The following is a 23,974-nucleotide window of genomic DNA, read 5'->3' as shown; positions in this document are numbered from 1 at the left end:
CGTTTCCGGCAGCCACAGCACCTGAATTTGCCATGGCAAAACCCAACAGCTATCCGGGTGAGCATTCAAAGTTCAAGCAGAACGATCCGGCCGCGATTGCCCAGCAGAAAGCCGCACAGAACAGACAGCAAGAGCTTCGCAAACAAAAGCGGGAAGAACAGCGGCGCAAGCGGTTGGACAAACGCGCCAACCGCTCCCGCTGAATTTTTACTGGTCCTTGCCCAGCATATGATCCATCGAGATCGACGGCTGGTCGCACCCGGCTTCCCCCACGATCTTGGCGGGGATACCGGCGACCGTCTTGCAAGGCGGCACTTCTTGCAACACCACTGACCCGGCGGCGATGCGGCTGCAATGGCCAACTTCGATATTACCCAGGACCTTGGCCCCTGCCCCGATCAGCACGCCATTTCCGATTGTAGGATGGCGCTGTTCTTCTTCCTTGCCGGTTCCACCCAGCGTCACGGAATGCAGCATCGATACATTGTCGCCAACCACTGCCGTCTCGCCAATCACGATGGAATGGGCATGGTCGATCATGATGCCTTTGCCGATCTTTGCGGCCGGATGAATGTCGATGCCGAAAATCTCGGACGAACGCATCTGGAAGAAATACGCGAGATCGTGACGACCCTTGCGCCACAGCCAATGCGCCACGCGATACGCCTGCATGGCCTGATACCCTTTGAAATAAAGGATCGGCTGCAACAACCGATGACAGGCCGGATCACGTTCGTAAACGGCCATTAGATCCGCGCGGGCGGCTTCGAGCAAACCCGGATCGTCGGCATATGCCTCATCCACGACTTCACGCAGGACCATCATCGACATTTCGTTCGAGCACAGCTTGGCCGCCACCCGATATGAAAGCGCGCGTTCAAGGCTGCGGTGATGTAGGATACAGGCGTGCACGAGCCCCCCCATGAGGGGTTCTTTCTCGACGGCCGCATGGGCCTCGGATGTGATACGGTTCCAGACCGGATCAACCGGTGTCACATGGCTGCGCTTTTCGAACATGGTTTTGATCCTTTGCTGCGCCTAGAATGCCATTTAGTGGCAAAAAGACCAAACGCAAACCCATGATCGGTCATGTAACGAAAATGAATGAGTCAGAGCGCACCCATTTCGAAACACGAATTCGCGAACGATTGGCGGAATTGCAAGAGGTGTCAGCCTCGGGACAGCAGGCTCAGGCCATTGTCGAGCTGGATCAACAGGCCGTTGGACGGCTGAGTCGCATGGATGCGCTGCAAAACCAGGCCATGGCCAAGGCACAGCAGACCAATCGCGATGTAGAAACACGCCGGCTTCTGGCCGCGTTGGCGCGGCTTGACGACGGCGAGTTCGGATATTGCGAAGACTGCGGCGAACGTATTCCGGATGGGCGGCTGAATCTGGATCTGGCGGCCAGCAAATGCGTCAGCTGCGCGTCCGGATAGTCTGAAATCTGGCAAGCTGGTGCAGAACCATCTCAAAACACTGACAATATTGCAGATCATCAAACCCAGGTTCATCTGTCAGGACCCTGTTTCGCGCGACGGCCATAAGTGAACCATTGCCGTAAATCGGGTGGAGCTTGCCCGTGCGCTCCAAATGCCTGTCGGCCAATTCCGCCTCGTGGATCATCCGGGTACACAAAGCCTCCCGGTCCGGCTGCGGCACGACCAGCAAGGCGCGCGCCGCAGCACTGACATCCCCATGAAGAACCGGCCGCATCAGGCTGCTTGACCAACCACAAGACGCGACCAAGCACCCGGTCCGAATACAGCAGATACTTGGGCCACGTCGACCTCATAGCCCCCTGTCAGACCATCCGCCGCTTTCATGGCTGTCGAATAGGTCCACCTTGGTTCGGATGTCAGTTCTTCACGCAGAAGGGTTCCACCCGCAATGACACGGACCAGATAGGATTCGCTTTCTTCCCCCAAGGGGATCTCCAGCCCCGACCAGTCGTCCGCATCTGTTCGGGCACGTCGAATCCAGGTAAGCTCATCAACGGCGGCACCAGACCGAAGCCGCATGTGCACTGGCGCGTACGGGCGCAATCCGTTGCCATCAAACGAGGCAATCAGGTGTTGATAGGACGCGTCATCATAGCCGCGGGTTGCAGGCCCTATGCGATAATGCTTGGCAAGACGCCTTTCGTTTCGCAGCAGGCTGATCTGTTGCACCCTGTCATTCAGCAGAACGAATACTGATCCATCCGGCCAAACATCGGGCATCAAAGCGTCTGTTCCCAGTTGCCCCCTGAGCCGCCCGGACAATGCGTATACGTCCGGGGCCTCGAGCGCCGCGTCAGAGAACTGAAAAACTTCCCAGTTACCGGGTGTTCCGTCACCGATTGCAGCGAGATTGACACCATTCATTACCGAGCTGCGAGGACGGGATTCCAACTGACCCGCAAGCAGTCTGACCTTCAAGGCAGGGCCCTCATCCCAGACACCGACACTGGCGCGCCTCAGCGGTGTTTCGGTTACGCCGACCACTGCCCGTTGGGCAATGACATCGCTCAGGCGATAGCTATCGTCACTGGACGAGGAATAGACCGTTGCAGCCCCAGGCCATGGGTCTCCGGTAACCGCCAGATAGGGCGCGTGAGGGGCCTCGGCCCCGGTGATCAAGGGCAGGTCCAGAAAGACCGGCAGCACGGGAACCGGCGCGGCATACGGTCTGACCGTTGCCGGGTCGTCATTCAATTCGGATGCCTTGTACACGCCCTGCTCGATCCGGACCGCTTCAACCAGTTGCAGGTCAGCGGATTCCAACCGGTCAATCCGGTACACCGGCCCGGTTTCAGCGTCTGTCAAACGAACCAGATCTCCTGCCCCCAGGTGCACTTGAGACGGCGGAAGCGCAAACCGAACCGTATCGCGGGAAACTCTGGCTTCGCTCAACCAACGTTCGGCGGTTTGCCGCCCTTCGGTGCGGGTCATGGACAGGGGCATCTCATTCACCGATACGGAATGGGTGCGATCATCGGGCAAAACCGCCTCTTCCGCGACGACATCATGATCCGCGTCCGACTGAACAAAACGCAGGCGAACGCGCCCGGTCATCTCGGCCTCGGCCTCGCGCCGGTATTCGAGCGAGCTTTCAAGATCGCTGCTGATCGCCAGATGATCGGGGTTCAAGGCAACTGCGCCGTACCCGTCGCGCATCTGGAACTTCAACACTCCATCCCTTTCGATCGCATCAAACCCATAGCGCAGCATCAGCGGCTGCAAGGCGGAACGGGCGTTTGTTACATCTTCGATGACATACCCGCGGACCACACCGTACAGACCAGAGACATCGATATCCGTGACACCTGCGCCGTGGCAGATCTCGGTCACCACGGATGCCAACGTACGAGACCCGGACCGACCGTTCAGCCAGTGCCCTCTGGGATAGTTCTCGCCATCGCCCCACTGGCTTCTCAGGTTTGGAAAGGTAGGAAATGGACGGGTATCCCATGCCCAGACATACGCGTTTGCCATATCCAGCATCGGCGCGTTGTAGATGTCCGAGATCGGATTGACCTTCGGATCGCTCCAATAGCCAAGCATCGCGGCCAGATACTGAACCTGGATGAAGTCGTCGCGCAGCCCGATTGAATACGCAGGCAACAGCGATTCCGATGACTTTGGGTCCAGGAATTTGTTCGGCTGGTTCGTGCCCTTGTCGATTGCCGCACACCCTAACTCGGTGAACCAGATCGGTTTCGAGCCGGGCACCCAATCGGTCGGGTTGGGTTGACGCACGCCTCCGATCCGTTCGTGATGCGGATTCGACCACCAGTTGCGCAGGTCCTTGTATCGCCAGATCCACGGCTCGTCATGCCCCTGATCTTCGATCGGAGTTCTGATCTGCGCTTCCGCCTCTTCCGGAGAGGCGTAATACCAGTCATATCCTTCACCGCCTTCAATGTTGCGGCGAAGATAACTCAGGTCGTAGATCGAAGGCGCGCCGGCCTCGGCGTCCAGATGGTGTTCACCATCACGCCAATCGGACAACGGCATGTAGTTGTCGATGCCGATGAAATCGATGTTGCCGTCCGCCCAAAGAGGGTCGAGGTGAAAATACCTGTCGCCGGTGCCTTCTGGCTGGTATCCAAAATACTCACTCCAGTCCGCTGCATAGCCGATTTTCGTGTCCGGCCCCAGAATCTGACGGATCTCGGCCGCCAAGACGCGAAGCTGCGCAACGGCCGGAAAGCCCGAAGCCCCCCTGATCTGGGTCAGGCCCCGCATCTCGGACGATATGCAGAATGACGAAACACCGCCGGCAGCCTTGCACAACATGGCATAGTGCAGAATGAAACGCCGCAGGCTCCATTCCTGAGGGCCGGTGTATTTGATGATTTCTTTGGCCGTGACGCCGCTGTCCCCCAGCAACCCGCCAAGGTTACCGCCCCCTGTTACCCAGGTTAAACCGGTATCGCCTCTGTCATCAGGTCGGCCACCCGGTCTGGGCCTGACCAGACCACCCGTGCCGCCGCCGGTACCGCCCGATCCGTTCGAATCCTGGTTGATCGCAAAATCCTGTGCACGTGCTGATCCAAAGAACGCAGCGACCTGTGCATCGGCCCATGCCGTCTGGTCCGAAGAACCCGGGTGCCCCGGCGCCACATCCAGGGTAATCCGCCCACGCCATGGCAGGTGAGGCTGACTTGAAGCATCCGACCAGGGATCAGGCAGCCCGTTCCCCGGCAATTGCTCCATCAGGATGAAAGGATAAAACATCACCCGTTTACCGGATTGGTTCAGATGGCGGATCGCCTGGACCACTGCCGCATCGGCCGGAGTCCCCCCATAGACCGGTCGGCCGTTCTGCCGAGCCACAAGCCCCGCGTCGCTTCGGGCCTGATCAGACACGATCCAGGGCATATCGTTGCTGTCTATCTCACGCTGTTCGATCTTGGGCCGAATTTTGCATTGCCCGCATCTCAGATCGTCGCCGAACCACGACACCACCAGTGATGCGGCATCACAATTGGGCAACTCGCTTTCCAGAGCACGGGTCGAGGATACAAGATCCGAGGCACCAGACGCGGAATGTGCGTTGGCTGTCCAGCTTTTACCAGATTGTGAGTAATTCACCTGAGAGCTGGCCAGAGCGTATTCTCCGGTCCCCGGTATCATGGCGACCCCGCGCACGATCTGAGACACCGCGCTGTCATGATCGGGCATGTCTCGCTGCGTGGGGCGAACAATTTCAAATGAAAACTGCGGCACCCGGTTGCCGAAAGCGCCGAGCGGGAAGTCCTCGATCACGACATAGGCCGTTCCGCGATATGCCGGAACTGTTCCAGCACCTTCAATTGCCTCGATCAGCGGATCCGGCAACTGATCCCGCGTGCCATGATAAACCCGCATGTTGAGGCCGGATCGATCTTGTTCTTCTCCATCCGCCCAAATGCGCGCGACATCGGCAATCTCACCGGCGCCAACCGCAATTGCCAGCGAAATCGAGTAACTGTACGTGACGGTAGTCACCTCAGGGGTCTTGGGTTTTCCTTTGCCACCCCCGCCACCACCCTCTGTGGTCGTCGTCTGGGTCTCCAAAAAGTCCGAAGCCCAAATGACCTGACCACCTACACGCATACGGCCAAACACGGTGGTCACCGGCGCGCCTTCGCCGGTTTCCGTCAACCGAAATCGATCCATGCGGCCGGTTTCGACGACTTCACTGCCACTGCCCATAACGGACTGGTTAAAGAACTTCTGATCAAGGACCCGCCCGACCGTCGCACCGACGGCCCGACCGATAACTGCGGTTGAAAGGCCCGCGACCGTGCCCCCAATCGAACCGCCCAGCGCAGCCCCGGCTGCAGAAAGAAGAATAGTGGCCATCAATACATCTCCATCGGGAATTCGAAACAGGAAACGATACGACGGTACCAAGGCCTGCTCAGTGCGTTTTCCACCACGCCATGGCCGGAATACGCGTGAATAAAGCGGGGCTCGGGTTGCGTGGTACAAACGATGCCCAAATGCTTGGCGACGCTTGTGTCGCGCATCCGAAACAACAGAACGTCCCCCGAAGCCATCTTGCCTATTGGTTTTTCGACCAGATGCCGCCTGGCAGCCACCCACATACGTTCCTCACCCTGCGGCTCGGACCAGTCCATGCTGTATGCCGGAACAGATTCAGGTTCCTGCCCGATCACAGCGCGCCAAACGCCCCGCAACAGGCCCAGACAATCCGCACCGGCACCCTTGAACGAGGCCTGATGCACATAGGGCGTTCCAAGCCAATTGCGCGCCTCGGCCACAATATCCTCTCTACACGTCGTCACCGTATGCTGCCTCCGCTATTGGCTTTGCTTTTCTTGGGAACAGCCATGACCCAGTCTTCGCTCGGAAGATCTGGGAACCCTTGAAAATTCAGAAAGTTGTCGAACTTGAACTGGCAGGTTTCCATGCGCTTGTCGCATCCTGCCCGCAGTTTAACACTGTCGCCAATCGCCAGGCTTGCCCCGAATCCGGACCAAAGTGTGATCTCTCGCCCTGTTGCAGTCTGCCTGTCGTTCTTGATCGACGACCACAACCCCTTGGCAGAACCGGAAACAACATCAACGCGACCCCGTTCGAACCAGCCTTCTTCAATGGTCTGACCCCCTGCAACATGCAGAAGGGTGCCGCCATCGAAACCCGAGATCACACCTTCGAACCAATAGCCCGGTGTGTCGGTGTTGAACCGGCAGGCCCGATCCCCCAACACAGCCGTGCAGGGCTTCTGGTAAACACGCCCCAAAGGGCGGTTCAGCAAGTCGGTCAGGCCACGCAATTCCGCATGGAAAGCGCCGCCAGAGCGGCGCAACTCACCAATTGAACCACGGAACTGAAGGACGCGCTGATCCAGATCGGCCCAGTTGACCAACCAGGCGCGCACCTCGGCCCCGTCAAAACGTCCTGCCTCGATATCCTCGTCGCGAATGGCCGCGTCAGACAGAGCGCCCATTGCTTCCGTGTTGTCGATGGACAGGCCCGTGGCCTGCTCGATGGCAGCGGCCGTCAGGCCGGTACTGGCCTTGAAGGTCAACCCGTCAAAACTCAGCTCCATGTCGTGGTCGGTAAAACCGTATTCCTGACCGTCCTTGCGTTTGATCGCCCAACAACGGCAGACCGTTGTCATCCCGCTCTGCAAATGCGTGTGCAGGCCCTGTATATCTTGAGCCATCAGATGCGCACCTCGATCACGGGAACGTTCGGTACATCACCGGCCTGAAAACTGGCGACACTGGTCTGGATTTTGTCGGTGTCAAAGCGCACCGGCACATCAAACTCAAAACCCGCGGTGATATCGATCTCTTCCGGCGGCGGGTCCGCAAACGTGACCTTGCCCGTCGGCAGTTCAACATCAAAATCCACGCCCTCGCGGACCTCATCCTGATCCAGACCCAGACGCACTGTACCCAATACCGGCTTTACGATAGGGCGCGCATAGCTGACCCCGCCCGAATGGTAGGTCTTGATCAACTGAAACTCGGTGCGTGTACCGTCGCCTTTGGCGATCACCTGATCTCCGAAACTGGTGTCCACCGTGGCCTTGCCGGATTTGAAATCCGACCAGTCTTTCCAGCGAAAGCCGAACATCTGACCCTGTCGTGCTTCGAAGAACGAAATCAGCGTCTCGATATCGTCCAGCGAACGCATCCCCAACCCCGCATCATATCGGCGGCGCGAATGGGCCCAGGGCGTGTTGCGCTCTTCAAAGCCATTGGCCAACGTCACAATGTCCGTCCGCCGTTCCGGGCCGCCGACCGAGCCAAAGCTTAGACTGGCGGGAAATCTCACCTCGTGGAAATTCATCAGCTTCTCCCTGATTTATCTATTGCGATTGCCACGCCCCAGCGCGCGGCTCATCTGGGCCGCTATCTGCCCCTGAGACCGGCGGAACCCTTGAACGTCCGGTGTTGAAATGTTCATCACCACATTCACAGCACGCCCAGCACCCTGCGTCCGCACGCCCAGCTTGCCATCGGCCCCACGCGTCAGCGGCATGATCGCCTCAGGCCCGGCTTCTCCCATCAGCCCGGTGCCGCCGCGCATGGGAAACGTTGTCGGGCCGCTGACCACACCACCATTGGCGAAGGGCATCACCCGGCCCTGGCTGAAGCTGCCGCCATCAGCAAAAGGCAGAATTCCCTTCACCAACCCGCCAACCGTGTTGGCTAGCATTCCGCCAAAGTGATCCGTCACCGGCTTGATCGCAGCCGCATAAGCCGTTTGGATCAAGGAGTTCTTCAGGACATCCAGCGCGCCGGAAAGACTCATCCCATCCAGAACGACACCATCGAAGGCCTTGCGCAATCCGCTGGACATGCCACGCTCCAGCGTGGCGACATCCTTGCCGGTCTCTTCAAATGCGGCACTGATGCGCTTCATCTGGCTGTCAAACGCCGCCGCCATAGTCGCAGCATCGCCGAGGGAATCGCCCAGCGCTTCTCCACGTTCTTGCAGGTCATCAAACCCGTCACGATCTGTCATCACGCTCTCCTTGTGTCTTGTCCGGATAAGCCGCCAGCAAAGCATCCAACCCCGCCCGGTTCATTGCGGACACGCCGGACCCCTGCCCCAGCATCAGCCGCAGCTCTGCCGGGGTCAGACGCCAGAATTGATCCGGCGTCAGTCGCAGCCCCAAAAATCCGGCCCCCATCAGGGCAGGCCAGTCGAACCCGCTCATATGCCCTCCGGCACCATGAAGGCGCGCGCCAACAATTCGGCTCCAGTTCTGGCTGCAGCCATGGGGCCGCCTTCGATCTCGGCATGCATCAGGTCGGCCCGGGCAACGTTCCAGCCACCGCCCCGCAGACCGGCAACGATGAGGGCCAAAACATCCGCACTGGAATACGCTCCGCCCTCAAACCGTTGCACCAGCTCAACCAGCGATCCTGCATTCAGCTCCTGCTCCAGCTCCGCCAAAGCACCAAGCGTCAGCTTGAGCACCCGCTGCTCGCCATCGATGGTCAGCGCCACCTCGCCTGTCCACGGATTGGCCATCGGATCAAAGCGCCGTAAAGGTCAGAGCACCGGCACTGGCCATGCTCATCTCATAGGTCGCCTCACCGTTGTGCGAACCTGCGTACTCAATGCTGGTGACCTGAAACCGACCTTCAACAACCCCAAAATCAGGGATGATGACCTGAAAGGCCGGAGTTTCACCATCGAAGAACAACTGCCGCGCACGCTCATCAGTGCCGGCATCCCTGAATACACCGGAACCGGAGATTGAAGCTGATTTGACCCCTGCCCCAGACAATAGCTCGCGCCATCCACCCTGACTTTCCAGGCTGGTGACATCCACACTTTCAGCATTGAAACTGATTCGCGTGGCCCGTAGCCCCGCGATCGTCTGGAACAGGCCGGTGCCGTTCATATCCACTTTGACCAAAAGGTCTTTTCCGTTCTGGGCAGCCATGTGCTCTCTCCGTTGATTGCTTAGTCATCTTCCACGCGAGCGCGGAATTTCAGGTCGATCTGGCGGATGGTGCCGCCGGTCCCGGTACGCCGGGCCGAAGCGCGCTCGAACCACAGTCCCACCAGCCGACCGCGATCCAGGTTAAGTGGCGCGTTTTCCAGCGCGTCACACACCGCGCCGGCCAGTGTCTTAGCAGCGCCAAATCCTGCCGACTCGGACACCACTGAAACGGTGAAACGGTGTATTGCGCCCGTGCCTGATCGGTCCGAGACGTCTCGCACCTCTTCCGGGCCCAGCATCACATAGGTCTGCGGCACGGTTCCTGCGGGTACTGCATCATAGATCGCGCCACCTGATTGACTGCTGACTGCTGCGTCCGCTGAAAGCTGCTGATACACGGCCGCCTGTAAAGCGGCAGAAACGCCATAGCTCATGCCGCCACCTCTTCATCTGCGAAACAGGTCAGGTACTTGCCGCGGGCGTCAAGTTCGGCCACGGCCCGGATTACAAAACGCCGATTGCCCTCGCGAAACCGCTGATCAGGCGCGGGACGCATCGAAGACCCCATGCGCGCCCCACGCACCACGATTCGATACCCGACACGCGACACGGATATTCCAGCGATCTGCCGTTCTGCTCCACTGCGCGCCGTCACTTCGGCCCACAGTGTCCCCATCGCAGCCCATGTTTCGGTATAACCCCCCGACCCATCAGCACTTCGCATTGGCGCCTCCAGCACCAGTTTACGGTTCAGATGCGGCGTTTTCATTGCGAAATCCCCGCCCCGAAACGCACCATGCGATAGCGCTGGATCAGGCTGGTGACACCAAAGGGCATACAACCCGCGCCCAATGAGGTTTCATCTCGGTATTCATAGTAATGCGCCGCCAGCAGTAATACCGCCTGCCCCAGATCAGCAGGCAACCCGCCCCAATCCTGAGCCATCCCCGCGACAAAAGAAATCTTAGCAGAACCACCCGTTTTGATGGCAGGCAGGCTGGATCCCATAGGACGCACCCGAGGCCGTTGGCTATCATGCTCCAGCCGATAAGTTGCGGCGTCTGCAACCGTTTCAGCGCCGCTCTTGTCGGTCAGCGTCAAAGCCAGCACTGAAACCACCGGGGCCACGGGCAACACCTCTCCCGATGGGTCGCGCCACCTGTACAAACTCCACGAGAAGTCCCGTGCGATCAGAACCGCGCCGGTGCATGCCTCGATCGCCGCAATGGCGGCTCGCAGGAACCCCTTCAACACTTCGTTCTGCACATCATCCTCGGCAAAACCCGTGCCCAATCTCAGATGCGCCTTGAACTGATCCACCGGCAGCGCCGCATCCGCGATGGCGGCCTCTTCGATCAACATCATCCACTCACTCCGCAATCTCGGACCCCTCCGGGGCCCCATCCTTGGAAAATGACGGGCACGCGCCGCCCCACGTTGCTCGGACGGAGGGGAGCAGCTAGACAACGCAGAGGATCTCACCCCGGCCCGCGCCCGCCGTCCGAGGGGCCAGCGCCCCCCGGATTCAGCCCGCGTTAGGCGGTGCCGAATTTCACCAGCTTGATCGCAGCGAAATCGCTGACATCGCCGCCGACGCGTTTGGTCGCATAGAACAGCACATGCGGCTTGGCGCTGAACGGATCGCGCAGCACGCGCAGATCAGGACGCTCGGCAATGGTGTAACCAGCCTGGAAGTCACCAAATGCAATTGAGAAACTGTCGGATGCCACATCCGGCATATCCTCGGCGATCAGTACCGGATACCCCATCAGACGCGCCGGCTCACCTGCGGCCAGACCATCGGACCACAGGAAGCGGCCATCGCTGTCTTTCAACTTGCGGATCAGACCTGCGGTCTTCGAATTCATCACGAAGGTGCCATTGACCCGGTATTGCGCGCCCAGTGCATAAACCACATCGACAATCGCATCCGCGTCAATACCTGCATCAATACCAGTCGCAACATAGCCCAGGCTGCCCCAGGACCACGCATCATTCGGTACGGCTCGGTGGATCATCAACCCTTTGGGCTTGTCGACGCCATCGCCGTTGATGAAAGCCGCCGCCTCAGCGCGTGCAAATTTGTCGGCAATGCGCCCGGCCAGCCAACCTTCGACATCGAAGGCGCTGTCATCCAGCAGACGCTGCGACGCCTTGGGCAGAGCGCTCAGCTCGTGCAGCTGGATCGAGATGCGATCGATCGACGGGGTTCCGGTTTCCGCCGTGGCCGAGTTTTCATCCGCCCAGCCCGCACCTACATCGGTGTGATCAATCAGCACGTCGAACGAATTTGCCTCGACATTCACAACCGATGCAATCGACCGGATAGATGCCGTCGAGTTCAAAACGGACTTGATCGTCTCGGCGGTCTGCGGATCAACCAGATAGCCACCATCGCTGTTGACCGCTGAGGACAGCGATTTGGCTTCCATCTCGAGGCCGCGCAGCCCGTCATCTTCGCCAGACCGCACATAGGCATCAAATGCCTTCTGATGTGGGGCTCCGTCCTCGATCGAAGCCGCAAGATGCGGGCGTGCCGCGATAGTTGATTTACGATCCAGCATGGTCAGTCGCTCTTCTGTCTGTTGCAGTTTGGTTTTAACTTCGGCTTTCAGGCCCTTGAATTCATTTACGAAGCCAGCCATCGCCTGCTTCACCTCCTGAACCAGGGGCGCACCCTCTCCGGTCGAGGCCGGGGTTTCGGTCTTGCTCATCAGCATGTCCTGTTCTGAGTGGTTTTGAGGCGCGCTAGTTCCGCGCCAGCTCCTGCCGGGCATCGTTGAATACGTCGGCAACACAGCGCAGGGCCTCCTCGGCGTCAGGGTTTCGCCCCTTCGCCGCCACCCGCGCACTGGGCAGCATCGGGAACGTCACCAAGGACACCTCCCACAGCTCCAGTTCGGTCAGGACCCGCTGGCCCTTGTCATTCTTCACCGCCCGCTTGGTGCGATAGCCAATCGACAGACCATCCATCGCGCCTGCCCGGATCAGCTCCGCCGCCTCGCGGCCCTTCTGCGTGCTTTCCAGCAGACGCCCCTTGACCCACAGGCCCCGGTTATCCTCACGCACCTCGTCCCACACGCCGATGGGCTGCGCCGGATCGTGCTGCCACAGCATCTTGACCCGCTGACCCGCCTTGACCAGCCCGTCAAGCGAGCTTTGATAGGCCCCGCGCTGCACCACATCGCTGCCCTGATCGACCTGACCGAACAGGCTGGCATAGCCCTCGATCACTGCGTCCTCGGACACCGACAACCCGTCGCCAAACCGCGCAAACTTATGCTCCAAATCCATGAACTTCTCCATGTAACCCATTGAACTTATGGCGCCACCACCAGCAGAGACTGAAACGCCTGTGCCAGGATCACCGCCGCCACGCCATAGACCGTCAGCCACAACCGGCGTTCCAGCCGCTCCATCATCTCTTCGATCTGATCCAGCCGCCGGCACAAATGCGCATGCTGAATCTCGGCCACCCGCTCATGCGCGGCCAGCCGCAGGCCCGGCGCGCACTCGAACGGAGGATACCCCTCAGCCATCAGCACGCTCCGGCAGGCCCAACAACACACGTTTTTCTGCGTCCGAGAGGAACTCAGCCCGACTGACCCGCGTCCATTGCGCATCGCGTTCCGCCGACAACGCAGGCACCTGATCCAGATCGGGCTTCAGCACCAGTTCCTCGCCGGTAAAGCCCTCCAGCCATTCCGACACCGCCGCCGCCACCCGCGTCACCAGAGGCAGCACGGTCAGGCGATAAAACGCCCGGTTGGCCTCCTGATAATTCGAATAGGTCGCGTCGCCCTGGATCCCCAGCAACATCGGCGGGACCCCAAAGGCCAGCGCAATCTCGCGGGCGGCGGCTTCTTTGGTCTTCTGAAATTCCATATCGGAGGGAGAGAAACCCATCGGCTTCCAATCCAGCCCCCCTTCCAAAACCATCGGTCGCCCGGCATTCCGCGCCCCGCGATAGTTCTGCTCAATCTCGTCCGAGAGACGCCGAAACTGATCCTCGGCCATCACCCCATGGCCATCACCGCCCTTCCAGACCAGCGCCCCCGAAGGCCGCGCCGCATTGTCCAGCAGTGATTTCGACCACCGAGACGCGCTGTTATGCACATCAATCGCCATCGCCGCCGCCTGCATGGGCGAGAACCCGTAATGATCATCCTGCGGGTGGAACGATTTGATATGACAGATATTTTCCGCCGCAAACCGGTGCTTCTTGCCGCCGACCGCGTAATCATACGCCTTAGGCCATCCATCCGCCCCCGGCACCACGCTCATCCGGTCCGATCGCAGTACGTGCATCTCAACCGGCAGCCCCGCGTCAGCCTGAACCGCCTCCACATAGGCATTGCCCGACAACAACAACTGCCCGAACAAAGCCTCCATCAACTCCGCCCGCCCCTGCGCCGCGTTCGGACGTCTCAACAGACTGAGGATTGGATGCGCATCAAACCGCTGCCCCTGATCCTGCAGCACCAGAGGCAGTGCCGCAGCCGCCTCGGCAATCAACTTGACCGAGCGAAACCCCACCGGGTTCCCCGAAAACCCCGTCCGCGTCAGCGACACCGTATCCCGAGGGCTCCACGCCACGCGCCCGCCCGTCTGCCACGCCACCACAGGCCCCGCCGCGCTCGCCTTCGCCTCGGGCGCTGCCTCAGCCGATCCACGACGCAAGAAATCGAATACCATCTGTGCTCCTTTCTGCCGCCGCTCTGCCCGGCTTGTTGAAAGGAGTTATGACGGAAAGAAGTTTAAGCCTCGGGAACGGGGCGTACGGCGGCAGGGCAACGGTCTAACTTCCGAGACTACAACGGATTGATTGCGCCACCATCAACCCAATGATATTAAAAGTCAATTTTAACGAAACCTTCAGCACCAACTTCCCTTTCCCAATTCAGAAATAGAATGAATACGATGCCTTGGATTTTGCACGAGAGTGTTTCGGACGACAAAGATGTGACTTGGGCTTTGCGCGATCTGACGACCGGCGCTGACAGAACAACCCCTAAAATTCACATTCCGACATTTGAAATTTCTGAAGATCAAAACCCATTGGACTTCCAGCAAACCTCATCGCACACAGAGTTAACTGATTTCATGAGAGGCGGAAGTCTGGGTGTTGTACTTGTCAGCCAAGCGTTCCGCGATTTGATCGAAGAAATGGATTCGGGGCACAGCCTTTACTATCCAGTGGTCCTGCATTGCGATGATGGGCGCATTATCAAGGACGAGTATTTTCTTCATAAGTTCTCAGACTTTGTCGACGGTGGAGTCATCGTTGACGAGTCAGATGTCCAGCCAGTCGTGCGTAAAGGGAAGATTAGATTTTATAGCAGTTCGGCTTGGCCCAAGCTGGTTTGGCGCAGCGACAAAATTAAGGGCCGTCACGTATTCGCCGACAGATATTTGCGCCGCCGTTTCTGTGCTTCCGATGCGTTTCTAGAAGCTGCTGAAGATAGAGGATTCGAAGGCTTCCAGAAAATCAAGTCTTTCATCCACTACGTTTCCTAGAAATCTAAGCCACATGTTCCTTGGTTGCGACGGAGCCGTTTACAATTTCAATTGGCTACAAACTCCGCACCCTAGGCCGCCGATACGCCCCCGCAGGCCCCACCACCAATTCATGCAGCGCCCAGACCAGCGCGTCGACCCTGTCGGGCGAGCCCTGCCCCTCGAACCCGCGCGCTGTTATCTGGCACATCTGCTCCTCCAGCGCCTCCAGCCCGGAGACATGCGAAACCCGCCCCTGCTCGTACAGGGCCGCCACAGGTTCGGCCCGCGCTACCTTGCCGCGTGACGCCCGCACCGCGCGATAAGGCACCAGAGGGTCCACCTGCCGCACGACCTCTTCCACCAGCTGCCCGCCCTGATTGACCTCGGCCACCAGCCGTTCACCCCCGAACTCATCCATCGCATCAATCGCCGCCTGCGCCCAGCCCGCCGGGCCAACGCCCTGCACCGTCCGGTCGGCCAGCACGAACGCCCGACACTCCTCGGGCGGCCCCTGCACCTGAGCGCCCACGACCACGATACCGCAAGCATCCGCATCTGAACCGGAGGTCACCGCCAGGTCCAGCGCCACGACGATGCGATCCAACACGGGCACGCGGCTCACCCGCGCCGCCTCCAGCATCGCGCCCGTCCACAGCGCGCCTTCAGCATCCGACAGCAGCACCCCGTCCAGCTCCTGCCGCCCCAGCCGTGTGCCCGCATAGCGCGCGCGCACCTCGGCCAGAAACGAATCCGCCAGATTGGCCCGGTTTGCCTCGGTCGGCGCATGGGTCTGCACGGTGGACGGCGACGCCAGCAACGCCTTCAAAACCTTCACGTTGCGCGGCGTCGTGGTCACACAGACCCGGGGCCGCGCTCCCAAGCGCAACGCAAATTGCAACATATCCCATGTCTCACCGGCCTTTTTCCACTTGGCCAACTCATCCACCCAGGCTGCATCGAACTGCGGCCCACGCAACCCCTCAGGATCATGCGCCGAAAACGCCTGCGCCTCGGCCCCGTTCGGCCAGACCAGCTTGCGTTCCGTCGCCTTCCAAACAGGCCGACGATCCGGCGGCGAACACTGCAGTATCCCGCTATCGCCAAAGATCATCACATCGCGCACCTGATCAAAGGTCTCTCCAACCAGCGCCACCCGACTGGCCTCACCCCGATCCAAAGGCAACGACCCCTCGACCACCGACCGCACCCATTCAGCCCCGGCGCGCGTCTTACCTGCCCCGCGTCCGCCCATGATCACCCATGACCGCCAGTCGCCCTCGGGCGGCAATTGATGCGGCAGCGCCCAGAACTCGAACAGGAAAGGGAGGGCGCACAGCCCCCCCTCCCCGATCTCACTTAGAAATCTGTTCTGCACCGCAACAGGCGCGGAGGCGAGCCAACCTGCACCCGACTTCAAACCGAGCTCGGTCAAGATCGAGCGCGTACCCTCCTTGGGCAATTCCGGCTTGTCTGTGATGTTGTTCGACAAAGCTTGTCTCCACTTTCTGACAACTTCGGATCAGCCCCTCTAACTGCCCGAGTTGCTTGGCTGAACCAGCAAGATCTGCATCCTCCCCGGCTCCGATCTGTTTGCGCAGTTCTTCCGCTGCTTGCCGCAGATCTCGAATGGACCTCTCAAGCGACTGCAACAAGTCAGCCGTCTGGGAAATCCGCTCTTCCGGGGTAATCAAAGTCATGTTTGCCTGTGACCTCATGCGTGAGTTTTCTCCGCACGAGAGAAGCGAAAAACGGCCACCGGGTCGCCCCGGGGCCGTCGCCCGCCTCTTCTAGCATGACATAACCAATACGGAATTACGTACGTAATGTCAATAAGTTACGCAACACGAGCGCAACGCAGGGCGACCGCTGTGTTGAGTATTCCTTTACCTGATGCTCTCAGCCCTGGCCTGTCAAATCCTGCGCCAACATCAGCGCATTCCTGTCCGGATCATAGAACGTGGCCGTGCTGACCATCCCCTCAATCGTTTCCGTTTCACCGTCAAATTCCACTCCAGCCGCCTCCAACTTTCTGCGCGCATCCACGATATCCGCGACTTCGAAGACAGGCACGCAGTTCCCCGGAGAGGCTTCGGCCTGTTCGCCCAGCCCCAAAGTGACTCCGTCGACATTCGTCCGCATTTCGCTCCACCCCGCTTCATCAATGTGGTGGATAAGCTCAAACCCGAGATTGACGGCATACCAATCTGCGCTGGCATGTCGATCCTGCACGGACATCGCAAGTGTGATAGTGTTTTTCAATGAAACGAGAGGCATAAGGCTTCCTTTTGCTCAAAAATATAGCTACTGTAATTTATGGACATCAATACACTTGTCAAGCTGACATCTCGGGCTTGGTCACTGAACATTCTTGCCCTGCTGCACGCCAAAGTTCCGGGCCGACAAGCCCCGCTTTTGGCCGCAACCAACGCAAGCCGAACGGCCTTTGCAACCAGCCTTGCTCATCTTATTGATCTAGGAATGATCGAAAGAAATCCCGGTCACGGGCATCCTCTACGTTCAGAATTTCGACTGACGCCAACCGGAATCAAAGCCGCGTCAGTCGCCAGCAAGATAATTATTACCGCCCGAACTGAGGATGAAACCAGACTTCTGCGAAAAACATGGACTGTGCCAGTTCTGGCGCTGGCAGGCACCCCTCATCGTTTCTCGGCAATCAAATCGGGCCTCACGATCATTACAGATCGGGCGCTGTCCTCATCCCTTCACCAGCTGGAAGAACGAAACTGGATCCGGCGCAACATTGACACTGCCGAGAGGATGCCATTTCCAACCTATCAGGCCGTGAATGCTGGAAAAGAGATCAGCAGGGCTGTTGGCTTGCCACTGTAATCACCTACTGCCTAGTGCCTTTTTCAACCCGGAAGATCACCCGAATTTTTAACCGCGCTTGACATTCCACCACCGAACCCTCATGTGCCTACTATCACAGCGCTGTAGCGTGAGCCCGAGCGGACCTGGTCCGCCCCACAGCGCCAGTTTATCATTCCAGTTCCCCATCACGCAGGGTTCTTGACGCGACGGCCGGATGGCGCAGGATGCACCTGCTCGTTCCGAGGTCTCGCACAACCCCTGCCGGTCGCCCACGAGCGACCCTTCATGACCTGTCCGCGGGCCAACGCTCCGGGCTGTAAAGGATAGTTATTTGTTCGACTTTGATATGCTGGGCCTTGCCCCGGCACTGAACGAGGCACTTAAACGCGCCAATTTCACTCAACCCACACCGATCCAGAACCAGGCGATTCCGCTTGCTCTGAATGGTCACGACATTCTGGGACTGGCTCAAACCGGCACCGGCAAGACACTGGCTTTTGGCCTGCCTCTGATCGATCACCTTCTGGCCCAGTCTGGTAAGCCAGATCCGAAAACCTCCAAGGCGCTGATCCTGGCGCCCACCCGCGAACTCGTGAACCAGATCGCCGACAGCCTCCGTACCCTGACGAAGGGCACCAAGCTGCGCGTGGCCACCGTTGTAGGCGGCCAGTCGATCAATAAACAGATAATGTTTCTCTCTCGTGGCACTGATATTCTGGTCGCCACACCGGGTCGCCTGATAGACTTGATGGAACGTGGTGCAGTAAATCTCGGAGCGGTACGCCATCTGGTGCTGGACGAAGCTGACCAGATGCTCGACCTTGGCTTTATCCATGCACTACGCAAAATCGCGCCGGCACTGGGCACTCCACGCCAAACCATGCTGTTTTCGGCCACCATGCCGAAGCAGATGGAAGAACTCAGCCGGGCCTACCTGACCAACCCGCAGCGGGTGCAGGTCTCGCCTCCGGGCAAAGCGGCGGACAAGATTACGCAGTCGTTGCACTTCGTTTCCAAACCCGGAAAACCAATCAAGCTGCGTGAAATCCTGTCGAAAGATGTGGATGCCCTAACACTGGTCTTTACCCGCACCAAACATGGTGCAGAACGGCTGATGAAGGGCCTTGTAGCTGACGGCTATAACGCCGCATCCATCCACGGCAACAAAAGCCAGGGTCAGCGCGATCGCGCGATCAAGGCGTTCCGCGCGGGTGAAATCAACATTCTGGTGGCCACCGACGTTGCGGCCCGAGGCATCGACATCCCGGGCGTCGCCTACGTGATCAACTTTGACCTGCCCGAGGTGCCTGACAACTACGTCCACCGTATCGGGCGCACCGCCCGAGCTGGGCGTGAGGGCGAAGCCATCGCCTTCTGCTCCCCGGAAGAAGTTGATCTGCTGCGTCAGATTCAAAAGCTGATGAAGATCGAGATCCCAGTTGCCAGTGGCTCGATGCCCGAAGCTGTGCAACCTGAAAAACCGGCGCGCCGCCCGAACAACCGCCGCCGGGGGTTCAAACCCAAACCCGCCAACGGGGAAGGAAAACCCGCAGCAAACAAACGGCGTCGCCCACGCGGCAAACGCCCTGCGGCGTAAGGTCGGCCTGCACAATAAAAGGCCAACGCCGGGTCACAAGCCGGCGTTGGCGTAACACTAAGAACGAAACCAGTTTCGTTCCGGTTAATTTCCCGAATTCCGCTCTGCTTCAATCTCGCGCCATTTGGCGACATTGCGATTGTGTTCCTGCAAAGTCTCGGCAAACGCATGGCCGCCCGTACCATCGGCAACGAAGAACACGAAGTCCGTGTCATCTGGCGCAACAGCAGCTTCAAGGCTGGCCAAGCCCGGATTGGCAATCGGCGTCGGCGGCAGGCCGTCGATCTGGTAGGTGTTCCATGGCGTTGGCCTGTTCAGCTCGCTGCGACGTAGCCCGCGGCCCAACGTGCCTTGCCCTTTGGTAACGCCATAGATGACGGTCGGGTCCGTCTGCAGCCGCATCCCCTGTTTCAGCCGGTTCACAAAAACGCTGGCCACTTGCCCGCGCTCTTGCGGAACTCCGGTTTCCTTTTCGATGATCGACGCAAGGATCAGCATTTCTTCGGGGCTTGCCAGCGGCAACCCGTCCTGGCGGCTTTCCCAAACGGCGTTGATCCGCAATTGTTGCTTGTCCTGCATCGCCTGCAGAATGTCGTTACGGTCCTGACCAGCCACAACATCGTAACTGTCAGGCGCCAGCATACCCTCAGCAGGTATTTCGCTCACCTCACCTGTCAAAGCGTCAAATGCCTTCAACGCCTCGACCACCTGCCACGAGGTCACACCTTCGGCCAGTGATACGCGGTAACGCGTGTCCGCTTCATTGCGTTTCTCGTTATAGGCCTCAGGCACCTCTTCTCCCGACGGATCAAACGACGCGATTTCGACGAAATCCAAGGTCGCAGGGTTCAACTCGCGAACACGGGTCTGAGCGCGCGTCACACCGATACGATACTCAATCTCAGACCCACAGGTGCTGGCACCGCTGCTGGTGATCTCGTCGATGATCTGCTCCATCGACGCACCTTCCCGTACGAGAAAGCTACCGGCTTTCAACTGCTGCGCCCGATCCGTGTAGTCAGCGGCCATCCGAAAGATCGTGGCACTGCTGATGGCGCCCTGCTCTTCCAGCTGCTGACTGACACGGGTCATGTTCGATCCGCTTCTGACCTGAAGGCAGATTGCGGTTTCAAGCGGGCCCTCGGCCTTGTACTGGCTCTGCCCCCAAAGGATCAGCCCGCCCATCATGAACAGGCCGACCACCAGAATGGTCAGCGCGTTCGAAGCAATGGCCCGCCACATTTAGCTGGCCTTTCCGAAGATCACGCTGGCATTGGTGCCGCCAAACCCGAACGAGTTCGACAGGGCCACATTGATCTCACGCTCGCGTTTTGCGTTCGGAGCCAAATCGATCGGGGTCTCCACTGCTGGATTGTCCAGATTGATTGTCGGCGGGGCTACCTGATCACGGATCGCCAAAATCGAGAAGATCGCCTCGATCGCGCCCGCAGCACCCAGCAAGTGACCGGTTGCCGACTTGGTCGAGCTCATGGTCGCATCCCCGGCATGATCCCCCAGCAAACGCTCAACCGCGCCCAGCTCGATCGTATCTGCCATGGTCGAGGTGCCATGCGCGTTGATATAGTCCAGATCTTTTGGCTCCAGCCCCGCACTGCGCAGCGCCGCCCGCATCGAGCGTTCAGCCCCGTCGCCATCTTCTGAAGGCGCGGTGATGTGATAAGCGTCACCCGACATACCATAGCCCAGCACCTCAGCGTAAATCTTCGCACCGCGGGCCTTGGCGTGCTCATAGTCTTCCAGAATGACGATGCCTGCACCTTCGCCCATGACGAACCCGTCACGGTCCACGTCATAAGGGCGGCTGGCCGCCTTGGGGTTATCGGCATATTTGGTCGACAACGCCTTGCAAGCGTTGAACCCGGCGATGCCGATCTCGCAGATGCAGCCTTCGCCGCCACCTGCGACCATAACGTCTGCGTCACCTGCACGGATGATACGGCTGGCGTCGCCGATAGCATGGGCCCCGGTGGAACACGCCGTCACGACGGAATGGTTGGGTCCCTTGAAGCCATGACGGATCGACACCTGACCTGACGCCAGGTTGATCAGAGCACCTGGAATAAAGAACGGCGACACCCGGCGCGGGCCCTTGTCACGGATCAGATTGGCGGTGTTGGCGATCGAGCCCAAACCACCGATGCCTGAACCGATCAGAACACCTGTTCGCAGGCGGTCCTCTTCATCTTCGGGCAACCAGTTCGCATCCTTGCAGGCCATTTCTGCGGCCGCGATGGAATACAGGATGAAGTCTTCAATTTTGCGCTGCTCTTTCGGCGGCATCCAGTCATCGGGATTGAACGTTCCGTTGGTACCATCCCCGCGCGGCACCTCACAGGCGTAGGTCGTGGTGACGCCACTGCCTTCCGCATCAAAATGCGTGATAGGACCAGCGCCGGACTCTCCGTCCAACAGCCGCGACCAGGTTTCCTCGACCCCGCTGGCCAAAGGAGTGACCAATCCAAGACCGGTAACAACGACTCTGCGCATGAAGTGCCTCTTGCCTGCTTCCTGTTATGAGAACCGCTCTTACCCCGGCCCGGGGTGCGGGGGCAAGAGCAACGGCGATTTCAAGGAGGCTTCCCGCCGCCTATCACCCGAAACTATACTGTTTTCAACGATTGGAAGAGGTGCCCGCCCTTTCACGCGTCCTGCTGAAAGGGCGGAGCGGTTTATTGGAACTGTGCCACCGGCTCATGTGCCGATTTTGCCATTTCCAGAGCATCCGTCAGGTCAAGTGTCTTGTGAAACAGTGCACGCCCTACGATCGCACCCGAGATATTGGGAATATACGCCAACCGCGAGATATCGTCTGCAGTGCGCACAACCCCGCTTGCGATCACCGGAGTGCGCGAATGTCCGGCAAGCCCCGAGATCAAACCAAGCTGAGCCTCGACGTCATCCATGTCGCTGTCGATATCCGTCACCACGATGGCGGCAAACGGCGCACCTTCGAACGCGTCGATAAACGCTTCGGGCGTGAATGCGCTTTTGCTGCGCCAGCCATCCGTCATCACAAAACCTTGCCAGACATCAACCGACAGCACGATTTGATCCGGGTAAAGCTTGGCCAGTTCCTTGACCAGATTCGGCTCGCGCGCTGCCAGCGTGCCGATCACGACACGACCGACCCCCTTGTCGATCCAGCGTTCCACCTGTTCACGTGTCCGCATACCACCCGCCAACTGAACCGGAATTTCGGCCGCACGGATAATCTCTTCAATCAATTCGACGTTGGTATCTTTGCCCTCAATCGCGTCGAAATCGGTCAGGTGCATCCATTCGGCACCCGCCTCGGCCCAGCTTCGCGCTGTCTCAACCGGGTTTACATGCCAAATCATAGCGTTGTCCAAACGACCTTTGTCCAACGTGACACACCGGCCGTTTTGCAGTTCCATAGTGGGGTATATCCTCATGAGCTCGGTCCTCCGCTCAATCGCTCTGAAAATCCTCGGCAGCATACACCTGGAACGCCCTCCCAATATTACCGGGATCGGCACAGTTTGGCCATTTTGCGGCATACTGTTGAAGTGGCGGATTTACGCGAACGCAGGTGGGCCGTTGCGCCTTAACAAGTGCACCGGGGTTTCATTATACACCCCTTCACGCATCAATACATAGCCCAGCTTTTTGGCAAGCTTCTGCGACGAGGAATTCGACGCGTTCACCATCGCGACCAAAGGCCCGGGAATCACCCGGTCAAACCAGTCATGAGCAGCCTTCGCCGCCTCATATCCCAAGCCCTGCCCCTGTACCTCAGGGGCCAGAACCCAGCCTGCCTCGGGAAAGCCGTCGAAATCCTCTCCCATCCGACGGTTTCCGTAAAAGAAACCGGCCTGTCCAATCAGCTTTCGATTCGACTGCTGAAGCACACCCCATTGACCAAACCCGGCCATCTGCCAATGACCGGCGTTGCGCAAAAATGAATCCCACGCCTCGCCACGTGAACGGGGTGAGCCGCCGATGTGCTGGACAACGCACGGGTCCCGCCAGATCTCGGCGAACCGGTCAAAGTCCTCCGGGCGCATGGCACACAGTGTCAAACGCGCGGTATTTATCATGGGAGTGGATCTTATCATGCCCTGTCCACTTTGAATTTTGCCTCAATGGAAACAGTGCGTATCCGAATATAAACGCGCAAGCATGAATTTTGAGCGGGCACAAAAAAACGGCGCCTCCGTTGCCCGGAAGCGCCGCTTTTAATCAGAAGGAAACGCTTAGGACGCTTCGCTGATGAACTTGACCGCGTCGCCGAAGGTCTGGATGGTTTCGGCTGCATCATCGGGGATTTCGATGCCGAACTCTTCTTCGAAGGCCATGACCAGTTCAACGGTGTCCAGGCTGTCTGCGCCCAGATCATCGATGAAGGACGCGTTTTCCGCGACTTTATCTTCTTCAACACCCAGGTGCTCAACAACGATCTTCTTAACGCGATCTGCGACGTCGCTCATGTCTATTCCTCATTCCTTTACAGGGCGGTCTGCCCGATTCTGCCCTTGCCCGCACGGGTTGGCTTTGATTTGCCCGTTTCGGGCGGTTTGGGTCCCGGCGAACCGGGAAGTCGAAGGCCGACCTGAACAACCGGCCCCGCATAGATGCGCCGCCTATAGCATAGTCGACGCTAGA

Annotated in this window: 29 protein-coding genes; 5 read left to right on the top strand and 24 right to left on the bottom strand. The window is 59.1% G+C overall.

The features are described 5' to 3' along the window. Positions 1–32 precede the first annotated feature (32 nt). Positions 33–203: a hypothetical protein gene (locus AC2FFA_RS04325; protein ID WP_496850162.1), complete on the top strand. Its 171-nt coding sequence runs from the start codon at positions 33–35 to the stop codon at positions 201–203. A gap of 4 nt (positions 204–207) precedes the next feature. Here AC2FFA_RS04325 and cysE read toward each other — a convergent pair whose 3' ends face one another. Next, positions 208–1,017: a serine O-acetyltransferase gene (gene cysE, locus AC2FFA_RS04320; RefSeq protein WP_299894001.1), complete on the bottom strand. Its 810-nt coding sequence runs from the start codon at positions 1,015–1,017 to the stop codon at positions 208–210. A gap of 83 nt (positions 1,018–1,100) precedes the next feature. Between cysE and AC2FFA_RS04315 the strand changes: the two genes are divergently transcribed. Continuing rightward, positions 1,101–1,439, top strand: a complete 339-nt coding sequence (locus AC2FFA_RS04315; protein ID WP_496718548.1) for a TraR/DksA family transcriptional regulator — start codon at positions 1,101–1,103, stop codon at positions 1,437–1,439. On the opposite strand, the gene AC2FFA_RS04310 is transcribed toward AC2FFA_RS04315, so the two are convergent. From AC2FFA_RS04310 to AC2FFA_RS04235, 16 genes are all read right to left on the bottom strand, one after another. Further along, positions 1,420–1,716, bottom strand: coding sequence for a DUF7742 family protein (locus tag AC2FFA_RS04310; protein ID WP_496850160.1), 297 nt, complete (start codon positions 1,714–1,716; stop codon positions 1,420–1,422). The genes AC2FFA_RS04315 and AC2FFA_RS04310 overlap by 20 nt on opposite strands. Beyond that, entirely contained in the window at positions 1,716–5,831 is a 4,116-nt protein-coding gene (locus AC2FFA_RS04305) for a baseplate multidomain protein megatron (protein ID WP_496850158.1), read from the bottom strand. The genes AC2FFA_RS04310 and AC2FFA_RS04305 overlap by 1 nt, the downstream gene beginning before the upstream one ends. Continuing rightward, positions 5,831–6,277 carry an NlpC/P60 family protein gene (locus tag AC2FFA_RS04300; protein ID WP_117868632.1) on the bottom strand — a complete coding sequence of 149 codons (447 nt, stop codon included), beginning with the start codon at positions 6,275–6,277 and terminating at the stop codon, positions 5,831–5,833. Before AC2FFA_RS04300 ends, AC2FFA_RS04305 begins: the two co-directional genes overlap by 1 nt. After that, entirely contained in the window at positions 6,274–7,161 is an 888-nt protein-coding gene (locus AC2FFA_RS04295; RefSeq protein WP_496850156.1) for a phage/gene transfer agent baseplate hub protein, read from the bottom strand. The genes AC2FFA_RS04300 and AC2FFA_RS04295 overlap by 4 nt, the downstream gene beginning before the upstream one ends. Beyond that, positions 7,161–7,793: a phage distal tail protein, Rcc01695 family gene (locus AC2FFA_RS04290; RefSeq protein WP_496850154.1), complete on the bottom strand. Its 633-nt coding sequence runs from the start codon at positions 7,791–7,793 to the stop codon at positions 7,161–7,163. Before AC2FFA_RS04290 ends, AC2FFA_RS04295 begins: the two co-directional genes overlap by 1 nt. A 15-nt stretch (positions 7,794–7,808) precedes the next feature. Then, complete coding sequence (locus AC2FFA_RS04285; RefSeq protein ID WP_117868629.1) at positions 7,809–8,471, bottom strand: RcGTA-type gene transfer agent tail tape measure protein; 663 nt, start codon at positions 8,469–8,471, stop codon at positions 7,809–7,811. Next, complete coding sequence (locus tag AC2FFA_RS04280; RefSeq protein ID WP_496718555.1) at positions 8,458–8,667, bottom strand: rcc01693 family protein; 210 nt, start codon at positions 8,665–8,667, stop codon at positions 8,458–8,460. Before AC2FFA_RS04280 ends, AC2FFA_RS04285 begins: the two co-directional genes overlap by 14 nt. Beyond that, positions 8,664–8,984, bottom strand: a complete 321-nt coding sequence (locus AC2FFA_RS04275) for a gene transfer agent family protein (RefSeq protein WP_496850152.1) — start codon at positions 8,982–8,984, stop codon at positions 8,664–8,666. The genes AC2FFA_RS04280 and AC2FFA_RS04275 overlap by 4 nt, the downstream gene beginning before the upstream one ends. 4 nt (positions 8,985–8,988) lie before the next feature. Further along, positions 8,989–9,402, bottom strand: coding sequence for a phage major tail protein, TP901-1 family (locus AC2FFA_RS04270; protein ID WP_117868626.1), 414 nt, complete (start codon positions 9,400–9,402; stop codon positions 8,989–8,991). A 20-nt stretch (positions 9,403–9,422) separates the two neighbouring features. Beyond that, the gene (locus tag AC2FFA_RS04265; RefSeq protein WP_496850150.1) at positions 9,423–9,836 is read right to left on the bottom strand and encodes a DUF3168 domain-containing protein; all 414 of its coding nucleotides are present in this window, start codon (positions 9,834–9,836) and stop codon (positions 9,423–9,425) included. Beyond that, on the bottom strand, positions 9,833–10,171 hold the full coding sequence (locus tag AC2FFA_RS04260) for a phage head closure protein (protein WP_299894024.1): 339 nt from the start codon (positions 10,169–10,171) through the stop codon (positions 9,833–9,835). The genes AC2FFA_RS04265 and AC2FFA_RS04260 overlap by 4 nt, the downstream gene beginning before the upstream one ends. Next, entirely contained in the window at positions 10,168–10,767 is a 600-nt protein-coding gene (locus AC2FFA_RS04255; RefSeq protein ID WP_496850149.1) for a head-tail connector protein, read from the bottom strand. Before AC2FFA_RS04255 ends, AC2FFA_RS04260 begins: the two co-directional genes overlap by 4 nt. Before the next feature lie 170 nt (positions 10,768–10,937). Beyond that, on the bottom strand, positions 10,938–12,116 hold the full coding sequence (locus AC2FFA_RS04250) for a phage major capsid protein (RefSeq protein WP_496850147.1): 1,179 nt from the start codon (positions 12,114–12,116) through the stop codon (positions 10,938–10,940). 34 nt (positions 12,117–12,150) lie between these two features. Beyond that, positions 12,151–12,708, bottom strand: a complete 558-nt coding sequence (locus AC2FFA_RS04245; protein WP_496850145.1) for an HK97 family phage prohead protease — start codon at positions 12,706–12,708, stop codon at positions 12,151–12,153. 14 nt (positions 12,709–12,722) lie between these two features. Further along, positions 12,723–12,941: a GTA head formation protein, RCAP_rcc01685 family gene (locus tag AC2FFA_RS04240; protein ID WP_496850143.1), complete on the bottom strand. Its 219-nt coding sequence runs from the start codon at positions 12,939–12,941 to the stop codon at positions 12,723–12,725. Then, positions 12,934–14,097, bottom strand: coding sequence for a phage portal protein (locus tag AC2FFA_RS04235; protein WP_496850141.1), 1,164 nt, complete (start codon positions 14,095–14,097; stop codon positions 12,934–12,936). The genes AC2FFA_RS04240 and AC2FFA_RS04235 overlap by 8 nt, the downstream gene beginning before the upstream one ends. A gap of 225 nt (positions 14,098–14,322) precedes the next feature. Here AC2FFA_RS04235 and AC2FFA_RS04230 point away from each other — a divergent pair, with 225 nt between their 5' ends. After that, a complete protein-coding gene (locus AC2FFA_RS04230; RefSeq protein ID WP_496850139.1) occupies positions 14,323–14,919 on the top strand; it encodes an imm11 family protein in 597 nt (198 codons plus the stop codon). Positions 14,920–14,974: 55 nt separating this feature from the next. Here AC2FFA_RS04230 and AC2FFA_RS04225 read toward each other — a convergent pair whose 3' ends face one another. Further along, positions 14,975–16,276: a DNA-packaging protein gene (locus AC2FFA_RS04225; protein WP_496850377.1), complete on the bottom strand. Its 1,302-nt coding sequence runs from the start codon at positions 16,274–16,276 to the stop codon at positions 14,975–14,977. Between the two features lie 521 nt (positions 16,277–16,797). After that, positions 16,798–17,175, bottom strand: coding sequence for a VOC family protein (locus AC2FFA_RS04220; RefSeq protein ID WP_117868619.1), 378 nt, complete (start codon positions 17,173–17,175; stop codon positions 16,798–16,800). Between the two features lie 39 nt (positions 17,176–17,214). Between AC2FFA_RS04220 and AC2FFA_RS04215 the strand changes: the two genes are divergently transcribed. Together AC2FFA_RS04215 and AC2FFA_RS04210 are read left to right on the top strand one after the other, a co-directional pair. Beyond that, complete coding sequence (locus AC2FFA_RS04215) at positions 17,215–17,751, top strand: winged helix-turn-helix transcriptional regulator (RefSeq protein WP_299894043.1); 537 nt, start codon at positions 17,215–17,217, stop codon at positions 17,749–17,751. Positions 17,752–18,064: 313 nt separating this feature from the next. Continuing rightward, on the top strand, positions 18,065–19,330 hold the full coding sequence (locus tag AC2FFA_RS04210) for a DEAD/DEAH box helicase (protein WP_299894046.1): 1,266 nt from the start codon (positions 18,065–18,067) through the stop codon (positions 19,328–19,330). Positions 19,331–19,414: 84 nt separating this feature from the next. Here the strand turns inward: AC2FFA_RS04210 and mltG are convergent, their stop codons facing one another. The 5 genes from mltG to AC2FFA_RS04185 form a co-directional block, all read right to left on the bottom strand. After that, the gene (gene mltG / locus AC2FFA_RS04205) at positions 19,415–20,572 is read right to left on the bottom strand and encodes an endolytic transglycosylase MltG (RefSeq protein ID WP_496850136.1); all 1,158 of its coding nucleotides are present in this window, start codon (positions 20,570–20,572) and stop codon (positions 19,415–19,417) included. Next, complete coding sequence (gene fabF / locus AC2FFA_RS04200; RefSeq protein ID WP_299894052.1) at positions 20,573–21,838, bottom strand: beta-ketoacyl-ACP synthase II; 1,266 nt, start codon at positions 21,836–21,838, stop codon at positions 20,573–20,575. A gap of 182 nt (positions 21,839–22,020) precedes the next feature. Further along, on the bottom strand, positions 22,021–22,764 hold the full coding sequence (locus AC2FFA_RS04195; RefSeq protein ID WP_299894055.1) for a 1-(5-phosphoribosyl)-5-[(5-phosphoribosylamino)methylideneamino]imidazole-4-carboxamide isomerase: 744 nt from the start codon (positions 22,762–22,764) through the stop codon (positions 22,021–22,023). Positions 22,765–22,887: 123 nt separating this feature from the next. After that, a complete protein-coding gene (locus AC2FFA_RS04190) occupies positions 22,888–23,427 on the bottom strand; it encodes a GNAT family N-acetyltransferase (protein ID WP_117868613.1) in 540 nt (179 codons plus the stop codon). 138 nt (positions 23,428–23,565) lie between these two features. Continuing rightward, entirely contained in the window at positions 23,566–23,799 is a 234-nt protein-coding gene (locus AC2FFA_RS04185) for an acyl carrier protein (protein ID WP_008756330.1), read from the bottom strand. Positions 23,800–23,974: the final 175 nt, after the last annotated feature.

Source organism: Ruegeria sp. YTSB088, assembly GCF_059609825.1.
Note: the sequence above shows the minus strand (reverse complement) of the source record. Positions and strands in the feature narration are given on the sequence as shown.

Bases quoted from the DNA above. Each gene is read 5' to 3' on its own strand.
- AC2FFA_RS04290 (WP_496850154.1), bottom strand. From the start codon at position 7,793: ATGAATTTCCACGAGGTGAGATTTCCCGCCAGTCTAAGCTTTGGCTCG.
- AC2FFA_RS04275 (WP_496850152.1), bottom strand. From the start codon at position 8,984: ATGGCCAATCCGTGGACAGGCGAGGTGGCGCTGACCATCGATGGCGAG.
- AC2FFA_RS04260 (WP_299894024.1), bottom strand. From the start codon at position 10,171: ATGAAAACGCCGCATCTGAACCGTAAACTGGTGCTGGAGGCGCCAATG.
- AC2FFA_RS04305 (WP_496850158.1), bottom strand. From the start codon at position 5,831: ATGGCCACTATTCTTCTTTCTGCAGCCGGGGCTGCGCTGGGCGGTTCG.
- AC2FFA_RS04270 (WP_117868626.1), bottom strand. From the start codon at position 9,402: ATGGCTGCCCAGAACGGAAAAGACCTTTTGGTCAAAGTGGATATGAAC.
- AC2FFA_RS04295 (WP_496850156.1), bottom strand. From the start codon at position 7,161: ATGGCTCAAGATATACAGGGCCTGCACACGCATTTGCAGAGCGGGATG.
- cysE (WP_299894001.1), bottom strand. From the start codon at position 1,017: ATGTTCGAAAAGCGCAGCCATGTGACACCGGTTGATCCGGTCTGGAAC.
- AC2FFA_RS04325 (WP_496850162.1), top strand. From the start codon at position 33: ATGGCAAAACCCAACAGCTATCCGGGTGAGCATTCAAAGTTCAAGCAG.
- AC2FFA_RS04250 (WP_496850147.1), bottom strand. From the start codon at position 12,116: ATGAGCAAGACCGAAACCCCGGCCTCGACCGGAGAGGGTGCGCCCCTG.
- AC2FFA_RS04215 (WP_299894043.1), top strand. From the start codon at position 17,215: ATGGACATCAATACACTTGTCAAGCTGACATCTCGGGCTTGGTCACTG.
- AC2FFA_RS04240 (WP_496850143.1), bottom strand. From the start codon at position 12,941: ATGGCTGAGGGGTATCCTCCGTTCGAGTGCGCGCCGGGCCTGCGGCTG.
- AC2FFA_RS04195 (WP_299894055.1), bottom strand. From the start codon at position 22,764: ATGAGGATATACCCCACTATGGAACTGCAAAACGGCCGGTGTGTCACG.
- AC2FFA_RS04185 (WP_008756330.1), bottom strand. From the start codon at position 23,799: ATGAGCGACGTCGCAGATCGCGTTAAGAAGATCGTTGTTGAGCACCTG.
- fabF (WP_299894052.1), bottom strand. From the start codon at position 21,838: ATGCGCAGAGTCGTTGTTACCGGTCTTGGATTGGTCACTCCTTTGGCC.
- AC2FFA_RS04315 (WP_496718548.1), top strand. From the start codon at position 1,101: ATGAATGAGTCAGAGCGCACCCATTTCGAAACACGAATTCGCGAACGA.
- AC2FFA_RS04235 (WP_496850141.1), bottom strand. From the start codon at position 14,097: ATGGTATTCGATTTCTTGCGTCGTGGATCGGCTGAGGCAGCGCCCGAG.
- AC2FFA_RS04230 (WP_496850139.1), top strand. From the start codon at position 14,323: ATGCCTTGGATTTTGCACGAGAGTGTTTCGGACGACAAAGATGTGACT.
- AC2FFA_RS04255 (WP_496850149.1), bottom strand. From the start codon at position 10,767: ATGATGTTGATCGAAGAGGCCGCCATCGCGGATGCGGCGCTGCCGGTG.
- AC2FFA_RS04310 (WP_496850160.1), bottom strand. From the start codon at position 1,716: ATGCGGCCGGTTCTTCATGGGGATGTCAGTGCTGCGGCGCGCGCCTTG.
- AC2FFA_RS04245 (WP_496850145.1), bottom strand. From the start codon at position 12,708: ATGGAGAAGTTCATGGATTTGGAGCATAAGTTTGCGCGGTTTGGCGAC.
- AC2FFA_RS04285 (WP_117868629.1), bottom strand. From the start codon at position 8,471: ATGACAGATCGTGACGGGTTTGATGACCTGCAAGAACGTGGAGAAGCG.
- AC2FFA_RS04265 (WP_496850150.1), bottom strand. From the start codon at position 9,836: ATGAGCTATGGCGTTTCTGCCGCTTTACAGGCGGCCGTGTATCAGCAG.
- AC2FFA_RS04280 (WP_496718555.1), bottom strand. From the start codon at position 8,667: ATGAGCGGGTTCGACTGGCCTGCCCTGATGGGGGCCGGATTTTTGGGG.
- AC2FFA_RS04220 (WP_117868619.1), bottom strand. From the start codon at position 17,175: ATGCCTCTCGTTTCATTGAAAAACACTATCACACTTGCGATGTCCGTG.
- AC2FFA_RS04190 (WP_117868613.1), bottom strand. From the start codon at position 23,427: ATGATAAGATCCACTCCCATGATAAATACCGCGCGTTTGACACTGTGT.
- mltG (WP_496850136.1), bottom strand. From the start codon at position 20,572: ATGTGGCGGGCCATTGCTTCGAACGCGCTGACCATTCTGGTGGTCGGC.